We start from the raw sequence: 17,166 nt of genomic DNA, 5'->3' as shown, positions 1-17,166 counted from the left end.
ATGGCTTCTTTCCTGTCCTTCCTGCTCGGCGAGAAGAAAAAAACCGCCAGCGTTGCCAAGGAGCGGCTGCAGATCATCCTGGCGCACGAGCGTAATGGACGCAATGCGTCCGAGCCCGACTACCTGCCCGCGCTGCAGCGCGAGCTGGTGGCGGTGATCTCCAAGTACGTGAAGATCAACCCCGACGACCTCAAGGTGCACCTGGAGCGCCAGGACAACCTGGAAGTGCTGGAGGTCAAGATCGAGCTGCCCGATACGGTGCGATAGCCCGCTACTGCCACCGGGTCACGCACTCCCATCGCGCCCCGGTATCGCCCCAGACCCTGCCCCGCAACCTTGCGCGGCAGGGTTTCTTTTTGGGCCGGCGGCACCTGATTTGGCCTGACAATTGCTAGATGTACTAGGGTAATCCCTAATCTCTCGGCAACAAGGCTCCTGTGGACACAACCTGGAAACTCAGCTGGCAGCGTGCACGCAACCACGAAGGCGTCACGCGCGGCGCGCGTGCCTTGGTGGCCCTGGTCGCGGTGTTGGCCTATGGCTGGTGGGCCGACTGGCGGGCTGAGCTGATGCCGGTGCTGCTGGGCGTGATCGCCAGCGCACTCACCGAAACCGACGACAGCTGGCGCGGGCGCCTGCGGGCGCAGTGCCTGGCACTGGCGTGTTTTGGCCTCATGGCCGGGGCAGTTTGGGCCGCGGTGTCCTGGCCCTGGGTGCTGATGGGGGTGATGGCGCTTCTGGCCTTTGGCATCACCATGCTGGGGGCGCTGAGTGAGCGCTACCGCGCCATTGCCTTTGGGTCGCTCATCCTGTTCATCTATGCGGGGCTGGCCGCCCACAGCAGCCGTGCGGGCGCGGGCGATGCCATCCCCCGCATGCTGGCGGGCGCGGCCTGGTACGGCGTGGTGTCGGTGCTGTGGCATGCCGTGCTGCCGCGCGCGCCAGTGCGTTACCGCTTGGCCAAGCTGTACGCCATGCTGGGCGAATACCTGCGCCTGAAAGCGCTGCTGCTCGAACCCGTGCGGGATGTGGATCTGGAACGCCGCCGCATGGCGCTGGCGCTGCACAACGGCCGCGTGGTGGATGCCCTCAACGCCACCAAGGAGAGCCTGATCAGCCGCATGGGTGCGGGCGCACCCCCGCTGTGGCTGCAAACGGCCATGCACCAGTACATGGCGGCGCAGGACGTGCACGAGCGCGTGAGTTCGTCCCACGAGCATTACGACCTGCTCGCCCAGTCGTTCTTTCACAGCGACGTGCTGTACCGCTGCCAGCGGGTGCTCACGCTGCTGGGTGAACAGGCGCTCAAGCTGTCGGTGGCCATCGAGGCGCAGACGGTGCCCCAGCACTGGGGCGTGACGGCCCGCGCCATCGAGGACATGCAGGCCGCCGTGGCGCACCTCGCGTCCCAGCCGCAGTCCGTTGGTGCTGCGTCTCCACCTGCCCAGTCCCGGGCGTTGCGGTCGTTGCAGGCGCTGGCCGACAACCTGACCGCGCTGGCCGGGGTATTTGCTGGTGCGCTGGCGCTGCCCACCCACACCGCCGGAGCGGCGCTGGACCACGCCCTGTTTGACCGCGAGCCGCGCAGCCTGCGCGATGCCTGGGTGCGCCTGCGCTCGCACTGGCAGCTGCAATCCCCCTGGCTGCGCCACAGCCTGCGGCTGAGCCTGTCCCTCATGGTGGGCTTTGCCCTCATGCAAGCCACGGCGGACCCGCACGGGTACTGGATCTTGCTGACCATTGTGTTCGTGAGCCAGCCGCAGTACGCGGCCACGCAGACGCGGCTGATGGAGCGCGCCAAGGGCACGGCCATGGGGCTCGCGCTCGGGTGGGCGGTGATTCAGCTGTTTCCGGGCGAGCTGGTGCAGGCCGCTTTGTTGGTGCTGGGAGGCGCGGTGTTTTTTGGGGCGCGGCACACGCGCTATACCCTGGCCACGGCGGCGGTCACCACCTTGCTGCTGCTCAGCTTTCACCAGATGGGTGCGGCCAGCGGCGTGATCTCTGCGCGCCTGCTCGATACCGTGGTGGGCTGCGTGATCGCGGCCGTGGCCTCGTGGCTGGTGCTGCCGTCGTGGCAGTCGCGCCACTGGCCCCGGCTGGCCGCCCAGGTGCTGCAGACCCAGGCGCTGTACCTGCGGGAGATCCTGGCGCAGTACCAGGGCGGCAAGTGCGACCACCTGGCCTACCGCCTGGCCCGGCGCAATGCCCACAACGCGGATGCAGCGCTGTCCAACTCGTACAGCGCCATGCTCAAGGAGCCCTTGCATGTGCGTGGCAATGCCGAGGTGGTGGGAAATTTTCTGTGCCTGTCGCACACCCAGCTCAACTACCTGTCGGCGCTGGGCGCCCAGCGCGGTGGTGCGGCGGCCCAGCCCATGGACGATGCCACGCGCGAGCTGGCGCAAACCCTGCTGGCATCCCTGCAGCAACTAGCGCTGGAGCTGGAGCGCGCGCAGCAGTCAGGCCGGGTGCGCAAGGCCCACAGTGCCCCGGCAGTGGCCCAGGTGCTGCGCGAGTGGGGCACGGTACCGGCAGCGCCCAGCGCTCACAGCCTCATGGCGGCGCAGCTGCAGCTGGTGGGCAAGGTGTTTCCGCAGCTGCAGGCGCAGGCGCGCCAGCTGGTGACTACGGAATAGGGTGGGGAACATGCGGCGCCCGAGGGCGGCCGCAGCGGTGTCAACGTGCGTGCTTGGCGAACTTGCCCGCAAAAGCCTGCGCAATGCTGAGCCCGCGTTGCCCCGCGACCAGCGTGGCGGTTTGCCCGGCGGCGATGGTGCCGGGCCGATCTACCGCCAGGTAGTAGCCGCAGCAGCCCGCCACCGCCATGGCGCGGCCGGCCTGGGCAAAGCCCATTACTGCATTGAACTTGAAGCAGGGCTCGCGCGGCGCCGCCACGCGCAGCACGCAGTCCGCGAAATGCCACTCGTCGCCCACAAACACCTCATGCTCCAGCGGGCCGTCGATGGTGAGGTTTTCGCCCATGAAGCCCGGTGGCAGCGTTTCGTCGAACAGACTCACGCCCCGGTCGCGCCGCTGGGCCTGCCAAAACGCATAGTGCGCGGCGGGGTAGGCATACACCGCCTTGGTCAGGCCGCCGTGCACGCTCAGGTCGGCCTGCTCGTCCCCCGCCAGCCCCAGCGGGCCCACGGCCACGGGGCCGGTGACGGGTGTTTTGCCGATGGCGGTGAGCACCGACCGCTCGCCCACCTTCAGCCGCCGGGCGGTGCCAACGTTCACGTGGCGCACGACTATGACGGGCGCCGTCACAGCGGGTGCTCGGTGTAGAACTTGCCGCCGTGGTACAGCAGGGGCGACGCCCCCTCGCGGTGCTCGCAGTGCTCCACCTCGCCCACGAAGATGGTGTGGTCACCCTCCTTGTACTGGCTGCGGTTGAAGCACTCGAACGTGGCGGCGGCACCGGCCAGCAGCGGCGCGCCGCTGATGCCGGGGCGGTGCTCCAGGCCGGCCCAGCGGTCAATGCCGCGGGTGGCGAACCGTTCGGCCAGGTCCTTCTGGTCAGCCGCCAGCACGTGGATGGCGTAGTGCGAGCCGTTGGCAAACGCCGGCATGGTGCTGGCGCCGTGCGACAGGCTCCACAGCACCAGCGGGGGCTCCAGCGATACCGAGTTGAACGAACTGGCCGTGAGCCCCACCAGTTCTCCCCCCGCATTGCGGGCGGTGACGATGGTCACGCCCGTGGCGAACATGCCCAGCGCATCGCGGAATTCGCGGGACGAAAAGCTGGGTGGCAGGGCAAGGGCGGGGCGGGGGGGCGAAGGGTTCACAAAAGCGGCGCCAGCGGTGGCGGCGTGGGGGCAAGCGACAGGACCTATTATCAGGCGCCACCTTCCGCCGCGCTGTTGCGGGGTTTACTTCTGCTTGTCACCGCATGGCTGCTTCGCTTCCGACCTTCACCACCCTGGGATCCGGCCCCACCGTGCTCATGCTGCACGATGCCGACGGCGACCACCTGACCTTCGCGCCCCAGGTGGAGACCCTGGCCACTATGGGGTACCGCGCCGTGGCCTGGGACATGCCCGGCTATGGCCACAGCGCGCCCGTGGAGCCCTACACCTTCAAGGCGCTGGCGCAGAGCTGCCTGGCGCTGATCGATGCCCTGCGCTGTGGTCCAGTCACGCTCGTGGGCCATGGCATGGGCGCCATGGTGGCGCTGGAGGCCGCCGTGCGGGACGCGTCCAAGGTGCGTCGCATGGTGTTGTGCGCGGGCGGCCCCGCGCTGGATGCCCAGGCCGTGCAGGACTGGGTGGCACCGCGCGAGCAGGCCCTCAAGGCCCTGGACGCGGGCGGCAGCATGGAGCAACTGGCCCAGACCCTGGTGCCGCAGTGCATCGGCACCGGTGCCCTGCCCGAAGGCGTGCGGCTGGCGGGCCACGCGCTGGGCCAGGTGTTCCCGGGCGCTTACCGCCGCGCCCTGGAGGCCCTGCCCACGTTTGACCGGGGCGCTGCGGCGCTTTCGCACCTGGCCATGCCGGTGCTGCTGGTGGGCGGCGATCAGGACCGCTGCACCCCGCCCGCAGCACTGCAGGCGCTGGCCCAGGTGTTGCCCGACGCGCAAACGGTGCTGCTGCCGCATGTGGGACATTGGCCCCAGCTGGAAGACCCTGAAGGCTTTGACGCAGCGCTGCTAGATTTTCTGGCCCAGCGGCGCACGCTGCACTGACCCTTTGGACCCCGCTTTGCCCAGCCACCGCGCCGGGGCATGAACGCTGCCTTTTTTCTCCATGTTGTTTGCCCTCAAGAAAATTCTGTCTGCGCTGCTGTTGCCGCCGGTGTCCAGCATCGTGCTGGCGCTGTTCGGCCTGTGGCTGGCGCGCTACCACCGTCGCACGGGCAATACGCTGGTGGTGCTGTCGCTGCTATCAGTGCTGGTGCTGTCCTGGCCGCCGGTGTCGGACGCGCTGGTGCGCAGCCTGGAGCGCTACCCCGCCGTCACGCCGCGCCAGCTGCCCGAGGCGAAGGTGCAGGCCATCGTGGTGCTGGGTGGCGGCGCCGACACCGTGGCGCCCGAATACGGGGTGGACGTGCTCAGCCGGGGTGCGCGCGAACGGGTGCGCTATGCCGCCTACCTGCAGCAGCAGACGGGTTTGCCCATTCTGGCCACCGGGGGCTCCACGGGCGGCACACGGGCCGAGGCCCTGGTGATGAAGGATGTGGTGGAGCGGGAGTTCAAAGGCCGGGTGCGCTGGACCGAAGTGGAGTCCCTCGACACCCGCAACAACGCCACCAGGTCGGCCGTCCTGCTCAAGGCCGCGGGCATCGAGCGCATTGCGCTCGTTACCCACGGCTGGCACATGGTGCGTGCCGCCCGGGACTTTGAGCAGGCCGGGCTGCAGGTACTGCCTGCGCCCATGGGCTTCAAAGGGGGGCAGGCGCGCAAGCTGTATCGCGTGCTGCCGCGCGCCTCGGCGCTGTCCGACAGCAGCCTGGCGCTGCATGAGTGGCTGGGCATAGTGGCCCAGCGTGCTTCGCTGGACCGCTGAGATCAGCTCGCAGCGGGCGTAGCAAAGAAGCGGCTGGCCGCCTCCACCGCCTGCGCGTCGGCCTGCACGGCGCCCGGGGGGCCGCCCTTGCCCCACAGCGCACCGCCCCAGGTCATGGACAGGAACTGCGCACACAGCGCCACCGAATCGATCATGGGCTGGGCCTTGGTGCGGTCGCCGCTGGTGGTGATGAGCGACAGGGTCTTGCGGCCCATGGCGTCCTTGAAGTCCAGGCCCGGCACGCGCATCCAGGCGCTCCAGTGGTCAAGGTAGGTCTTGAGCGGCGAGGGGATGCTGTACCAGTACACCGGCGCCACCCAAACGATGTGGCTGGCGGCCAGCGTGGCGTCCAGCAGGGTTTTCATGTCGCCCTCAGGCGGTGCGTAGGTGCCGGTGGTGTGGCGCTGGTCCACAAAGGGCGGCAACTGCATGCGCGCCAAGTGGTGCCAGGTTTGCTCCGTGCCCGCAGGCAGGGCGGCAGCGGCCTGCCGCGCCAGCCATTCGGTGTTGCCGAGGTGGCCGGGTTCGCGGGTGGAGGTGGTGAGGAAGAGGTAATGGGGTGCAGACATGGCCGGCATCGTAGCGGCACCGGCCCGTGTCTGCAGGCGCGCTGTGGGCGCCGCCTATCAGGCCGCGACTACGGTGCGCGGCGCGCGCACGGCTTCGGCCCCCAGAAAGCCGAAGTTCATCGCAGGCTGCTCGCCGCTGATCAGCTCGGCCAGGGCCTTGCCCGAGCCCGCACCGTGCGTCCAGCCCAGTGTGCCGTGGCCCGCGTTCACCCAGAGCTTGCCCACGCGGGTGCGGCCGATGAACGGGATGTTGGTGGGCGTGGCGGGGCGCAGGCCGGTCCAGTACTGCGGGTTGCCGCCTTCCTCGGGCGTGCGGGTGTCGCACACGCCGGGAAGGATGGCCTCAATGCGGCGCGAGAGCATGTGGCAGCGGGCGCGGGCCAGCGAGCTGTCGAGGGTCAGGTCCCAGCCATTCAGTTCGATGGTGCCCGCCACGCGCAGGAAGTTGCCCAGGCGGCTCATGGCGATCTTCTTGCCGTCGTCGATGGTGGAGACCATGGGCGCGCCCTCGGGCTTGAGCAGCGGGAAGGTCGCGCTGTAGCCCTTGCCGGGGTAGATCGGCAGGTCCACGCCCACGCTGCGCAGCAGCGGTGCACTGTACGAGCCGCAGGCCACCACAATGGCGTCCGCCTTCAATATGAAGTCTTTTTTGCCGCTTGCGATAGTGGAATTTGGCATGACTGCTACTGAATCAATAGCATTGCCAATCTTGTTCAGCCGCAGCACATCGTGGCCGTACAGGAACTGCACGCCCCGTGCCGCGCAGCGACGGGCCAGTTCTTGGGTGAAGACCCGTGCATCGCCGCTCTCGTCGGTGCTGGTGTAAGTGCCGCCGGTGATCTTGTCGCCGTAGGCCTTGAAGGCTGGTTCGATCTGCAGCAACTCATCGCGGCTCACCAGCCGGCGCTGCACGCCGTGCTTGCGCATCAACTCCACCGCATGGCCTGCGGCATCAAACGATTTCTGGTCGGTGTAAAAGTGGGCAATGCCGCGTTCGAGCCGGTTGTATTCGATGCCGGTGGTTTTCACCAGGTCCTTCAGCGCGGCATGGCTGTAGGCGCCCAGCGCCACAATCTGCTGCACATTGCGCTCGAACGCCGCGTCGTTGCACTGCGCCAGGAACTGCAGGCCCCAGCGCCATTGCTGCCAGTCCATCTGCGGGCGAAACAGCAGCGGAGCCTCCTTGTCGAACATCCACTTGAGCGCCTTGAGTGGCGCCTCGCGGTTGGCCCAAGGCTCGCAATAGCTCACCGAGATCTGCGCCGCATTGGCAAAGCTGGTTTCGAGCGCTGCATCGGGCTGGCGGTCGATCACGATGACTTCGTGACCGCGTTCCAGCAGGTGCCACGCCGTGCTGATGCCGATGATGCCGGCGCCGAGAACAATGGTTTTCATATGCGGAATGCCTTGCGAGCCTTTGCGTGCCACACGCCCCAGTGCGGGACACGATGGGGCGCAGTGTGCGCGACATTGCATTCAACTAAAAGCAAAATTAAACTTACTCCAAAAACATCAGCGTATCTAATGAAAAACGCTGCAGAGACAACCCCTTTTGTGCGAGCCTGAGACCATGAGCACCTACGATCCCGCCGCCCTGGAATGCCTTGCCGCCATCGTTGAAGAGGGCGGTTTCGAGCGCGCCGCGCAGCGCCTCAATGTCACGCAGTCGGCCGTGTCGCAGCGCCTGCGCGCGCTGGAGGCGCAGGTGGGCTCGGTGCTCATCGTGCGCAGCCGCCCGCTGCGGCCCACCTCGGCCGGGCAACTGCTGCTCAAGCACACCAAGCAGATGCGCCTGCTGCGCGCCGACCTGGAGCGCGACCTGCAGGAACTGGCACCCAGCGCACCGGGCGGATCGCGCGACGACGAGCGCATCTCGATCGCCATCAACGCCGACAGCATCGCCACCTGGGCCATGGGCGCGCTGCACGACCTGGTACGCCAGCGTCTGCCGCTGGAAATCATCGTGGACGACCAGGACTTCACCCAGGAATGGCTGCGCTCCGGCCAGGTGCTGGGTTGTGTGACCACGCTCAAGCAGGCGCTGCGCGGCTGCAAGATGGTGCCGCTGGGTGCCATGCCCTATGTGGCGGTGGCGTCGGCCAGCTACGCACAGCAGCACCTGCCGCAGGGGCTGACGCCGCACAACTTTCGCGAAGTGTCGTTTTTGTCGTTCAACCGCAAGGATGACATGGCGGCCGAGTTTGTGGCGCGCGCGTTCGGGCTCAAGCGTGTGGCGCTTAACCACCTGTTTGTGCCGGGCTCCGAGGCGCAGATGCGCGCGGTGGCCGCTGGCTGGGCCGTCGGGGTGATGCCCGAGCTGATGGCGCGGCAGGCGCTGGCCGACGGCAGCATGGTGGACCTGGCCCCCGGGCGCTCGTTGCCGATCCAGCTCTACTGGCATTGCTGGAATCTGGAGTCCGAGCTGCTCGATGCGTTGTCGGGGGCGTTGACGGGCGCAGCCGCCCAGGCTCTGGTGTCCTGACGCAGTCTTCGTGCCGCCTTGATGGCGCGATGAAGGCACGTTTTGTGCTCGCAAAAACGTGAACGACGTAGTTGCATTGCAACTTCGTCATTTATTTTTTTACTGCAATGTATAAAATGAACTCCATGCAAACGCCGCAACCCAAAGTTTCGTTCAAGGAGCAGATGCACCAGGCCCGCGAGGACGCCATCCTCCAGTCGGCCTGTCGCTTGCTGGGTGAAAAAGCCTTCGACGCCATGACCATGGACGACGTGGCCAACGCCGTGGGTATTGCCAAGGCCAGCCTGTACAAGCACTTCTGCAGCAAGGAAGAGCTGTGCAGCGCCGCCATGGTGCAGATCCTGGGGCGCGTGCAGGCCTATCTGGCGGAGTTGCCGGCCGATATGCCCCCCCTGGAAAAGCTGCATGCGCTGGTGCGCTGGTCACTGGAGCGTCTGCTGACCAACGAGATGCCGCTGCTGCCCAGCCGCAACTCCACACTGCGCGCCGTGCTCATGGCCAACAAGGACTACCTCAATGGTCTGTTGGCGGTGAGTGACCAGATCGGCGAGTGGATCACGCAGGCCCAGGCGCAGGGCGTGATCAGCCCCACGCTGCCGCCGCTGGTGGTGCTGTACACCTTGTATGCGCGGGCGTGCGACCCGGTGGTGAGCTTCCTCAAGGAAAGCGGCCAGTATTCGGACGCCGAAATCGTGGAACTGGTGGTGCGTACCTGTTTCGACGGTCTGGCGGCGCGTTGATTCCGGCGACCGCATAAAGTCGCACCCATGAAAAAAGCCCGGCATGCCGGGCTTTTTGCTGTGCGGGTGCTGCGCCTGTGGCCGGGCAGCACTGGGGGTCCTGTCACTTGGGCAGGATCACCTTGTCCACCACGTGGATCACGCCATTGCTGGTGAACACATCGGTGGCCACGATGTTGCTGGTGCGCATGTTCTGGTCAGTGATGACGAGGCTGGCGCTGATAGTGAAGGTCTGGCCCTGCACGGTGGTGATGGCGGTGTTGACCGGCACTTCGGCCTTGAGCACGCGCGCTGGCACCACGTGGTAGGTCAGCACCTGGGTCAGCAGAGCCTTGTTGGCCAGCAGCGCGTCCTTGGTCACGCCCAGCTCGGTCAGCAGCGCCGCAAACGCCGCGTTGGTAGGAGCAAACACGGTGAAGGGGCCAGCGCCTTGTAGTGTGCTCACCAGGCCGGCAGCCACTACGGCCTCGACGAGGATGCTGAAGTCCGGCAGCGCCGAGGCGGTGGCCACGATGTCCTTGTCGGCGGGCAGCAGCACCTTGTCCACCAGATGCACCACGCCGTTGCTGGCCTGGATGTCGGTGCTGGTGATGGTGCTCACGCGGTTGCGGCCGTCGGTGATCTTGAGGCCGTTGTTGGATTCGATCTTGAAGAAGCCACCCGACACCGGCGTGATCGCCTTGCCCAGCGGCACCTCGGCCCGCATCACCTTGCTGCCCAGCACGTGGTAGGTCAGCACGGCGGTCAGCAGGGGCTTGTTGGCCAGCAACGCTTCCTTCGTCACGCCCAGTTCGGTCAGCAAAGCCGCAAACGCTGCGTTGGTGGGTGCGAACACGGTGAGCATGCCCGTGCTCAGTGTGGGTGCGAGGCCGGCGGCGACCACGGCTTCGACCAGGATGCTCAGTTCCGGGGTGTTTTGTGCCAGCTCGACGATGTTGCGCTGGGGCTCGTCGTCTCCGCCCCCACAGGCTTGCAGCAGGGTGGTACTGGCGCCCAGGGCGGCAGCCATCAGGACGGTGCGGCGATTGAATACGGTGTTCATGGCGGCTTCTCCTCGTGAATGGATGGTGGGTGAAAAGAGCGGTGGTGCCGGTGGCTTACTTGGGCATCAGCACCGTGTCGATCGCATGGATCACGCCGTTGCTGGCGGCCACGTCGGTGGCAATGACCTTGGACTGATCCACCATCACGCCCATGCTGGTGCTCACGGTGAGTTCCTGGCCTTGCACGGTCTTGACCTTGCCGGCCTTCACATCCTTGGCCATGACCTTGCCAGGCACCACGTGGTAGGTCAGCACTTTGGCCAGTGCGGCCTTGTCGGCTAGCAGGCCGTCCAGCGTGGCTTTGGGAATCTTGGCGAAGGCTTCGTCGGTGGGAGCAAACACCGTGAACGGGCCGGGGCCCTTGAGGGTGTCCACCAGACCGGCGGCCTGCACGGCGGCCACCAGGGTCTTGAAGTTGCCCGCCTTCACAGCGGTATCGACGATGTCTTGCGCCACGGCGCTGAAGGTGGCGCCAGCGGTCAGAGCGAGTGCAATCAGGGTCTTCTTCATGGGTCGTTCCTCTCGATTTCGATGGAAATGACACGCCAAGATGGGCGTGGCGGGAATGTATAACCATTTAGTTCCAAAGTAAACCAATTGGTTATTCAGCGACCAATTGGTATTGATGGGGCGAAAAAAAGCCCTGCAATGGCAGGGCCTGGTAGTACCGCGCCGCGGCGCAGCAGCGTGCTCAGCGCACGATCAGCAGTGGCACCTTGCTGTGGGCCAGCACCTGGGTGGTGACCGAGCCCATCACCAGCGTGGCGATGGCGCCGTGACCGTGCGAGCCCATGACCAGCAGGTCAAACTTGCCAGTGTCTGCCACCTTGGAGATGGTCTCACCCACCGCACCCACCTTCACGCTGCGCTTGGCATCGACACCGTGGCGGCCCAGGAACTTGCACACGGGGGCAAGGATTTTTTCCGATTCCTCGGCGTGGTAGTTGTCCACCACTTCCTTGCCCAGCGCGGCACGTGCGCGGGGAGGCAGCGGGGCCTGCACCGTCAGCACGGTGTAGGTGTGGGTGCCGCCCAGCAGCTCTTCGTGGGTGGCCAGGTAGGCCAGCATTTTCTTGGTGTAGGCGCTGCCATCGACAGCAAGCAGGATATTCATGGTGTTCTCCGAAAAGGGATGAGGCAGACTACTCTGCGCGGGTGCCTGTTGTCTTGACCTGGGTCATGTTGTTTTGTCCGGCGCGTAGCGAATTCGTGCGAACCGCTCGCTGATCATACGGTGACCACGCAGCGCGGCTGAAACGCCACCTGCTCTCCCTTGCGTGCGTAACCCAGCGGGTTGGCCACCACCCGGCACTGCCAGGCGGTTCCGTCGCTGCGCGCGCCTGCCACCGTGTAGTTGCTGGGGGCATGCAGGTGGCCGTGCAGCCACAGCGGTGTGTGCGTCAGCAGGTCGTCCAGCGCGTTGCAAAACCCTGCCGTGCCAGGCACCAGGCCATAGCGGGGGTCTGCGCTGCGCAGGCTGGGCGCAAAGTGCGTGACCGCCACGGTGGGGCCGTCAAACGGCTGCTGCAACGCATCGCGCAGCCATTGCTGGCAGACCAAGGCCTGTTCACGCATGGGTTCAGCCAGAAACGGCTCTGCGTGGCGCGTGCCGCCGGTCTTGCGCAGGTAGAAATTGGCTGCGCGAAAAGCCTTGTCGCGCAGCTTGAGCCGGTGTGTGAGGTCGGTGGTGCCTTCGTGGTCAGCCAGTGCGTCGAAGTCGCTCCAGAGCGTGGTGCCCACAAAACGCACGCCCTGCAGCACTAGGGTTTCGCGCTCCAGCCACGCAATGCCCAGGCGGTCACAGGTCTGGCGCAGCCGCTGGTGAGCGGCATCGAAATCCTGGGCGTCGTATTCATGGTTGCCAGGCACAAACAACACAGGCGTCGGCCAGCCTGCATGCTGGGGCAGGGGTGAAAACCGCGCCAGGCCAAAGTCGTTGTCGCCCAGTTGTGAGCCTTGCTGGTAGGAGCCTACATCCCCCGCCAGCACCAGCACATCGGCACCAGGGGCAGGTTCGGGCACAAAGTGCGGGTGCGCCTCCAGATGGAGGTCGGAGAGAAGCTGGATGTTCATCAGACTTGGGACAGACGCATACAGTTTACGGGGTACCGTGCGGATCCTGCCCCGGGAACGTGCGTCGCGCGGACCGCGCCAGTGCCTGCAGCAGCCAGGTCATCGCCGCCTGCTGGGGCCCGCGGCGGCGCCATAGCGCATCCACGTGCACGGCGGGTACGTCCAGCGGCAAGGCCCGCTGCACCAGCGCATCGGCAATGCCGGTCACGGGCACAAAGTGGCGTGGCAACACGGTCAGCAGGTCTGAGCCCGACACCACCCGCCCCGCCGTGAAAAACTGGTTGACCGTGATCACCACCTTGCGCTCGCGGCCCAGTGACGCCAACGCTTCGTCAATGAAGCCGAAAGGGCGGCCTGAAAAACTCACCAGCATGTGCCGTGCAGCGCAATAGGTGTCCAGCGTCAGGGGCGCGTCGGCCAATGGATGGCCCTGGCGCATCACGCACACGTATTCGCCGTCGTACAGGCGGCGGCTTTCAAAGGCCACGACGCCGCCGGACTGTGCCCGCGCGGTAAGGTCCGCCAGAGCCGCCGGGAAGTAACCCACGGCCATGTCGGCGGCTTCCTCTTCCAGCAGGCGCCGGGGGTCGCGGGTGGTGAGTGGCAATACCCGGATGGAGATGCCGGGGGCCTCGCGTTCGATGATTTCGACCAGGGCGGGCACCAGCGTCGCAGCCGTGGCGTCTGCCATGGCCAGCACAAAGGTGGACTCGGCGGTTGCCGGATCAAAGTGCCCGGGCGCCAGCGACTCCTGCAAATGCGCCAGGGCCTCGCGCACGGGGGGCCACAGGGCCAGTGCGCGCGGCGTGGGCTCCACGCCCTGGCCGCAGCGCACCACCAGTTCATCACCCACCACGTCGCGCAGTCGCCGCATGGCGTTGCTGACGGCCGGCTGGGTGATGGAGAGCTTGTGCGCGGCCCGCGTGAGGCTGCGCTCGGCCATCACCTCGTCGAAGACGCGCAGCAGGTTCAGGTCCAGGGAGCGGAAGTTCAAAGGGGTCATGGTGACCCCACAGCATATTCATCACTGACATGAATATCAATGATTCAAAATATAAACTTGAACATGCAAAGGGTAAACCCTAATATCACCCCATCGCCCGGCAATCTCGCCACAAGCGTTAGAAAAGGGAAACCGAAATGACCAGCTTTGCACACGTTGAGTACCCCACCGAACACCCCGGCGTTGTCCGCGCCGAAAACGCAGCCGCTGCCCTGAAGAGCGCTGCCGCCCATTTTGACGGCGCACGCGGCGCTGCCTCGCTGCTGCTGGCTGCCGTGGTCTCGGCACTGCTGGTGGTTGCCAACCAAGTGATCGACACCTGGACCGAGGGCCACCTGTTGGCAGCCTGGATGGTGCTGTGGCTTGTGGCCTTTGCCGCGCTGGCCCTGCTGACCAGCCCCGCCCGCCGTGCCGGTGTCGCGCTGCGCAGTACTGCCCTGGCATGGGCCGAGAGCCGCCGCCGCGCTGCTGAAGATCAGCGCACCTGGCAAGTCGCCATGAAGGACCCCCGCATCATGGCCGAGCTGAACCATGCCATGGGCATTCCCACCGTGGACAGCATTCGCAAGTACTACTAAAGACTAAAGGTTTGGCGCAGCACACGCTGCGCAACCAAGCCAATTCAAAGCCGTGGCAGATGCCACGGCTTTTTTTATGGCCTCGTCCGTCATGCCCCGGTTCTGATACCCCAGGCCGCTCCTGTTGCTGCAGCGCGGTTACGAAAAAAAGCCGCCCCGCGAGCGCGGGACGGCTTTGAATGGGGGAGCTTCCTGGATCAGACGGGCGTATCAGGCGGCCAAGCGCTTTTCCAGTTGCGCCTTGGTATCGAGCAACGCCTTGGGCAGGTGATAAGCCAGTTGCTCAAAGTGGGCCGTGTGCAGCTTGAACTCTTCCGTCCATGCGGCCTTGTCGATGCTGGTCACGGCGTCGAACTTCTGGGCGCTGAAATCCAGACCGGTCCAGTTGATCTCGGCGTACTGCGGGGCCACGCCAAACATGGTTTCCTGGCCCTGGGCGGTGCCTTCCAGACGGTCGATCATCCACTTGAGCACGCGCATGTTGTCGCCGTAGCCGGGCCAGACGAACTTGCCTGCCTCGTCCTTGCGGAACCAGTTCACGCAGAACACCTTGGGCAGCGTCTTGCCGGTGGCGGCAATCTTGCCTTCCATGTTGAGCCAGTGCTGAAAGTAGTCGCTCATGTTGTAGCCGCAGAAGGGCAGCATGGCGAACGGGTCGCGGCGCACCACACCCTGGGCGCCAAAGGCGGCGGCGGTGGTTTCGGAACCCATGGTCGCTGCCATGTACACGCCTTCGGTCCAGGTGCGGGCTTCGGTCACCAGCGGCACGGTGGTGGAGCGGCGGCCGCCGAAGATGAAGGCGTCGATGGCCACGCCGTTGGCATCGTCCCACTGGGGGTCGAGCGCGGGGTTGTTGGTGGCAGCCACGGTGAAGCGCGAGTTCGGGTGGGCAGCCTTGGCGCCGGTTTCCTTGGCGATCTGGGGCGTCCAGTCCTTGCCTTGCCAGTCGATCAGGTGGTCGGGCAGCTTGCCGGTGTCCTTTTCCATGCCTTCCCACCACACGTCGCCGTCGTCCGTCAGGGCCACGTTGGTGAAGATCACGTCCTTGTCCAGGCTGCGCATGCAGTTGGGGTTGGTGTGCATGTTGGTGCCAGGGGCCACACCGAAGTAGCCGGCTTCGGGGTTGATGGCGTACATCTTTCCGTCGGCATGGGGCTTGATCCAGGCGATGTCGTCACCGATGGTGGTGACCTTCCAGCCGGCAAAGCCCGCTTCGGGCGGCACCAGCATCGAGAAGTTGGTCTTGCCGCAGGCGCTGGGGAAGGCCGCTGCCACGTGGTACTTCTTGCCTTGGGGGTTGGTCACGCCCAGGATGAGCATGTGTTCGGCCAGCCAGCCCTGGTCGCGGCCCATGGTGGACGCGATGCGCAGGGCCAGGCACTTCTTGCCCAGCAGCGCGTTGCCGCCGTAGCCCGAGCCGTACGACCAGATCTCGCGCGTTTCGGGGTAGTGAACGATGTACTTGACCTTGGGGTTACAAGGCCAGCTCGTCGTGTCCTTCTCGCCTTCAGCCAGGGGCGCGCCCACGGTGTGCATGCAGGGCACGAACTCGCCTTCCACGCCCAGGACGTCGTACACGGCCTTGCCCATGCGGGTCATGAGCTTCTGGTTCACGGCCACGTAGGCGCTGTCGGTCAGCTCCACGCCGATGTGGGCAATGTGACTGCCCAGCGGGCCCATGCTGAAGGGCACCACGTACATGGTGCGGCCCTTCATGCAGCCATCGAACAGGGGCTGCAGCGTGGCGCGCATTTCAGCGGGGGCCATCCAGTTGTTGGTGGGGCCGGCGTCTTCCTTGGCGGCCGAGCAGATGTAGGTGCGGTCTTCCACGCGGGCCACGTCCGATGGATCAGACCAGGCCAAAAAGCTGCCGGGGCGCTTGGCGGGGTTCAGCTTCTTGAAGGTGCCGGCATCGACCAGCTGTTGGCACAGGCGGTCGTATTCTTCCTGGGAGCCATCGCACCAGTAGATGCTGTCGGGCTTGCACAGGGCGGCCATGTCGGCCACCCAGGCGAGCAGCCGGGCGTTTTTGACGTAAGCGGGGGCGTTGAGATTCAGGCCCTGCATCGTGGGTGCGTTCATCGGGGAGCTTCCTAAGTTGAAAAACAGTTTTTTCAAAGGAAGCGGACCGAACGGGTCACGGCGAGGCCTGGCGCAATTGCGGTGCTGAGCGCTGCCTTTGAAAAAACGGCTTTCGTGCTCAGTCGGCGGGCGGGAGCGTGTGTCAGCCCCACGGGTGGAGGCTAGTTCCACGGATTCCGCGGGTCGGCTGGGATGTCGATTTTATGAATCCGCCGCCCGTTTGTCTGTCAGACAGGGGTGAAAACCATGCAAAAAAAACATAGGGTTATGCAAGGTATTTCGCACCCTTTGGGCTTGGGGACTAGACGGCGGTGGCTGAACCGCTCCAGCGTTCAAAGCCGGCCTTGCGCAGCGCGCAGGCCGGGCAGGTACCGCAGCCATAGCCCCAGGGGTGCAGCGTGTCGCGAATGCCGTGGTAGCAGGTGTGCGAGTCGTTCACGATCAGATCGACCAGTGCCCGCCCACCCAGGGTCCGAGCCAGCTCCCAGGTAGCGGCCTTGTCCAGCCACATGAGCGGGGTGTCGATGGTGAACCGCTGGCCCATGCCCAGCGACACGGCCACCTGCATGGCTTTGAGCGTGTCGTCGCGGCAGTCGGGGTAGCCCGAAAAATCAGTCTCGCACATGCCCCCCACCAGGGTGTGCAGGCCACGCCGGTAACCCACGGCGGCGGCCAGCTGGAAGAACAGCAGGTTGCGCCCCGGCACAAAGGTGTTGGGCAGGCCGGCGGCGGTCATCTGGATCTCGGTGTCGCTGGTCAGTGCGGTGTCACTGATGCGGCCCAGCACCGAGAGATCGAGCATGTGGTCGTCGCCCAGCCGGGCGCTCCACTGCGGAAACTGCGCGCGCAGCGACGACAGCACCGTCTGCCGCGCCTGCAGTTCGATGTGGTGGCGCTGGCCGTAGTCAAAGCCGATGGTTTCGACATGGGCAAAGTTTTCCAGGGCCCAGGCCAGGCAGGTGGTGGAGTCCTGGCCGCCGGAAAAAAGGACGAGGGCGTGTCCGGGTCGCATGGGGGGGTCTCCAGGTCAGGGGGATGGGGAATAGGTGCAGGACGAAAAAAAGCCCCGCACTGCGGGGCTGCTGTTGATGCTTG

At 65.8% G+C, this 17,166-nt stretch carries 18 protein-coding genes; 7 read left to right on the top strand and 11 right to left on the bottom strand.

Going from position 1 to position 17,166, the window contains the following annotated elements:
• Both minE and yccS read left to right on the top strand, forming a co-directional pair.
• The gene (gene minE, locus ASD94_RS12530; protein ID WP_015011987.1) at positions 1-267 is read left to right on the top strand and encodes a cell division topological specificity factor MinE; all 267 of its coding nucleotides are present in this window, start codon (positions 1-3) and stop codon (positions 265-267) included.
• 170 nt (positions 268-437) lie between these two features.
• Positions 438-2,636 (top strand): YccS family putative transporter, encoded by a 2,199-nt coding sequence (yccS, locus tag ASD94_RS12525; protein ID WP_056643419.1) that lies wholly within the window; start codon positions 438-440, stop codon positions 2,634-2,636.
• Positions 2,637-2,676: 40 nt separating this feature from the next.
• Here yccS and ASD94_RS12520 read toward each other — a convergent pair whose 3' ends face one another.
• Positions 2,677-3,267 (bottom strand): MOSC domain-containing protein, encoded by a 591-nt coding sequence (locus ASD94_RS12520; RefSeq protein WP_056643416.1) that lies wholly within the window; start codon positions 3,265-3,267, stop codon positions 2,677-2,679.
• A complete protein-coding gene (locus tag ASD94_RS12515) occupies positions 3,264-3,785 on the bottom strand; it encodes a flavin reductase family protein (protein ID WP_056643413.1) in 522 nt (173 codons plus the stop codon). The genes ASD94_RS12520 and ASD94_RS12515 overlap by 4 nt, the downstream gene beginning before the upstream one ends.
• A 104-nt stretch (positions 3,786-3,889) precedes the next feature.
• On the opposite strand from ASD94_RS12515, the gene ASD94_RS12510 reads away from it, so the two are divergent.
• On the top strand, positions 3,890-4,681 hold the full coding sequence (locus ASD94_RS12510; protein ID WP_056643409.1) for an alpha/beta fold hydrolase: 792 nt from the start codon (positions 3,890-3,892) through the stop codon (positions 4,679-4,681).
• Positions 4,682-4,742: 61 nt separating this feature from the next.
• On the top strand, positions 4,743-5,501 hold the full coding sequence (locus ASD94_RS12505; RefSeq protein WP_056643407.1) for a YdcF family protein: 759 nt from the start codon (positions 4,743-4,745) through the stop codon (positions 5,499-5,501).
• Between the two features lie 2 nt (positions 5,502-5,503).
• Here ASD94_RS12505 and ASD94_RS12500 read toward each other — a convergent pair whose 3' ends face one another.
• The gene (locus tag ASD94_RS12500; protein WP_056643403.1) at positions 5,504-6,079 is read right to left on the bottom strand and encodes a flavodoxin family protein; all 576 of its coding nucleotides are present in this window, start codon (positions 6,077-6,079) and stop codon (positions 5,504-5,506) included.
• 48 nt (positions 6,080-6,127) lie between these two features.
• The gene (locus tag ASD94_RS12495) at positions 6,128-7,465 is read right to left on the bottom strand and encodes a D-amino acid dehydrogenase (RefSeq protein WP_056643400.1); all 1,338 of its coding nucleotides are present in this window, start codon (positions 7,463-7,465) and stop codon (positions 6,128-6,130) included.
• 175 nt (positions 7,466-7,640) lie between these two features.
• Between ASD94_RS12495 and ASD94_RS12490 the strand changes: the two genes are divergently transcribed.
• Together ASD94_RS12490 and ASD94_RS12485 are read left to right on the top strand one after the other, a co-directional pair.
• Positions 7,641-8,552, top strand: a complete 912-nt coding sequence (locus ASD94_RS12490) for a LysR family transcriptional regulator ArgP (RefSeq protein ID WP_056643397.1) — start codon at positions 7,641-7,643, stop codon at positions 8,550-8,552.
• Between the two features lie 116 nt (positions 8,553-8,668).
• Positions 8,669-9,292, top strand: a complete 624-nt coding sequence (locus ASD94_RS12485; RefSeq protein ID WP_056643394.1) for a TetR/AcrR family transcriptional regulator — start codon at positions 8,669-8,671, stop codon at positions 9,290-9,292.
• A 103-nt stretch (positions 9,293-9,395) separates the two neighbouring features.
• Here ASD94_RS12485 and ASD94_RS12480 read toward each other — a convergent pair whose 3' ends face one another.
• The 5 genes from ASD94_RS12480 to ASD94_RS12460 all read right to left on the bottom strand — a co-directional run bounded on the left by ASD94_RS12480 (position 9,396) and on the right by ASD94_RS12460 (position 13,411).
• Entirely contained in the window at positions 9,396-10,334 is a 939-nt protein-coding gene (locus ASD94_RS12480) for a fasciclin domain-containing protein (protein ID WP_056643392.1), read from the bottom strand.
• A 55-nt stretch (positions 10,335-10,389) separates the two neighbouring features.
• Positions 10,390-10,845: a fasciclin domain-containing protein gene (locus tag ASD94_RS12475; protein ID WP_056643390.1), complete on the bottom strand. Its 456-nt coding sequence runs from the start codon at positions 10,843-10,845 to the stop codon at positions 10,390-10,392.
• A 181-nt stretch (positions 10,846-11,026) separates the two neighbouring features.
• Complete coding sequence (locus ASD94_RS12470; protein WP_056643389.1) at positions 11,027-11,449, bottom strand: universal stress protein; 423 nt, start codon at positions 11,447-11,449, stop codon at positions 11,027-11,029.
• 113 nt (positions 11,450-11,562) lie between these two features.
• The gene (locus ASD94_RS12465; RefSeq protein WP_056643388.1) at positions 11,563-12,408 is read right to left on the bottom strand and encodes a metallophosphoesterase; all 846 of its coding nucleotides are present in this window, start codon (positions 12,406-12,408) and stop codon (positions 11,563-11,565) included.
• A gap of 25 nt (positions 12,409-12,433) precedes the next feature.
• Positions 12,434-13,411 (bottom strand): LysR family transcriptional regulator, encoded by a 978-nt coding sequence (locus ASD94_RS12460; RefSeq protein WP_056643386.1) that lies wholly within the window; start codon positions 13,409-13,411, stop codon positions 12,434-12,436.
• Positions 13,412-13,548: 137 nt separating this feature from the next.
• On the opposite strand from ASD94_RS12460, the gene ASD94_RS12455 reads away from it, so the two are divergent.
• Complete coding sequence (locus ASD94_RS12455; RefSeq protein ID WP_056643385.1) at positions 13,549-13,989, top strand: hypothetical protein; 441 nt, start codon at positions 13,549-13,551, stop codon at positions 13,987-13,989.
• Positions 13,990-14,199: 210 nt separating this feature from the next.
• Here ASD94_RS12455 and ASD94_RS12450 read toward each other — a convergent pair whose 3' ends face one another.
• Positions 14,200-16,071 carry a phosphoenolpyruvate carboxykinase (GTP) gene (locus tag ASD94_RS12450; protein WP_056643383.1) on the bottom strand — a complete coding sequence of 624 codons (1,872 nt, stop codon included), beginning with the start codon at positions 16,069-16,071 and terminating at the stop codon, positions 14,200-14,202.
• A gap of 301 nt (positions 16,072-16,372) precedes the next feature.
• Positions 16,373-17,083 (bottom strand): 7-cyano-7-deazaguanine synthase QueC, encoded by a 711-nt coding sequence (queC, locus tag ASD94_RS12445; RefSeq protein WP_056643380.1) that lies wholly within the window; start codon positions 17,081-17,083, stop codon positions 16,373-16,375.
• Positions 17,084-17,166: the final 83 nt, after the last annotated feature.

The sequence above is a fragment of the Acidovorax sp. Root70 genome, assembly GCF_001428225.1.
Lineage (GTDB): Bacteria > Pseudomonadota > Gammaproteobacteria > Burkholderiales > Burkholderiaceae_C > Acidovorax.
This window is presented reverse-complemented; position numbering and strand designations above follow the sequence as displayed.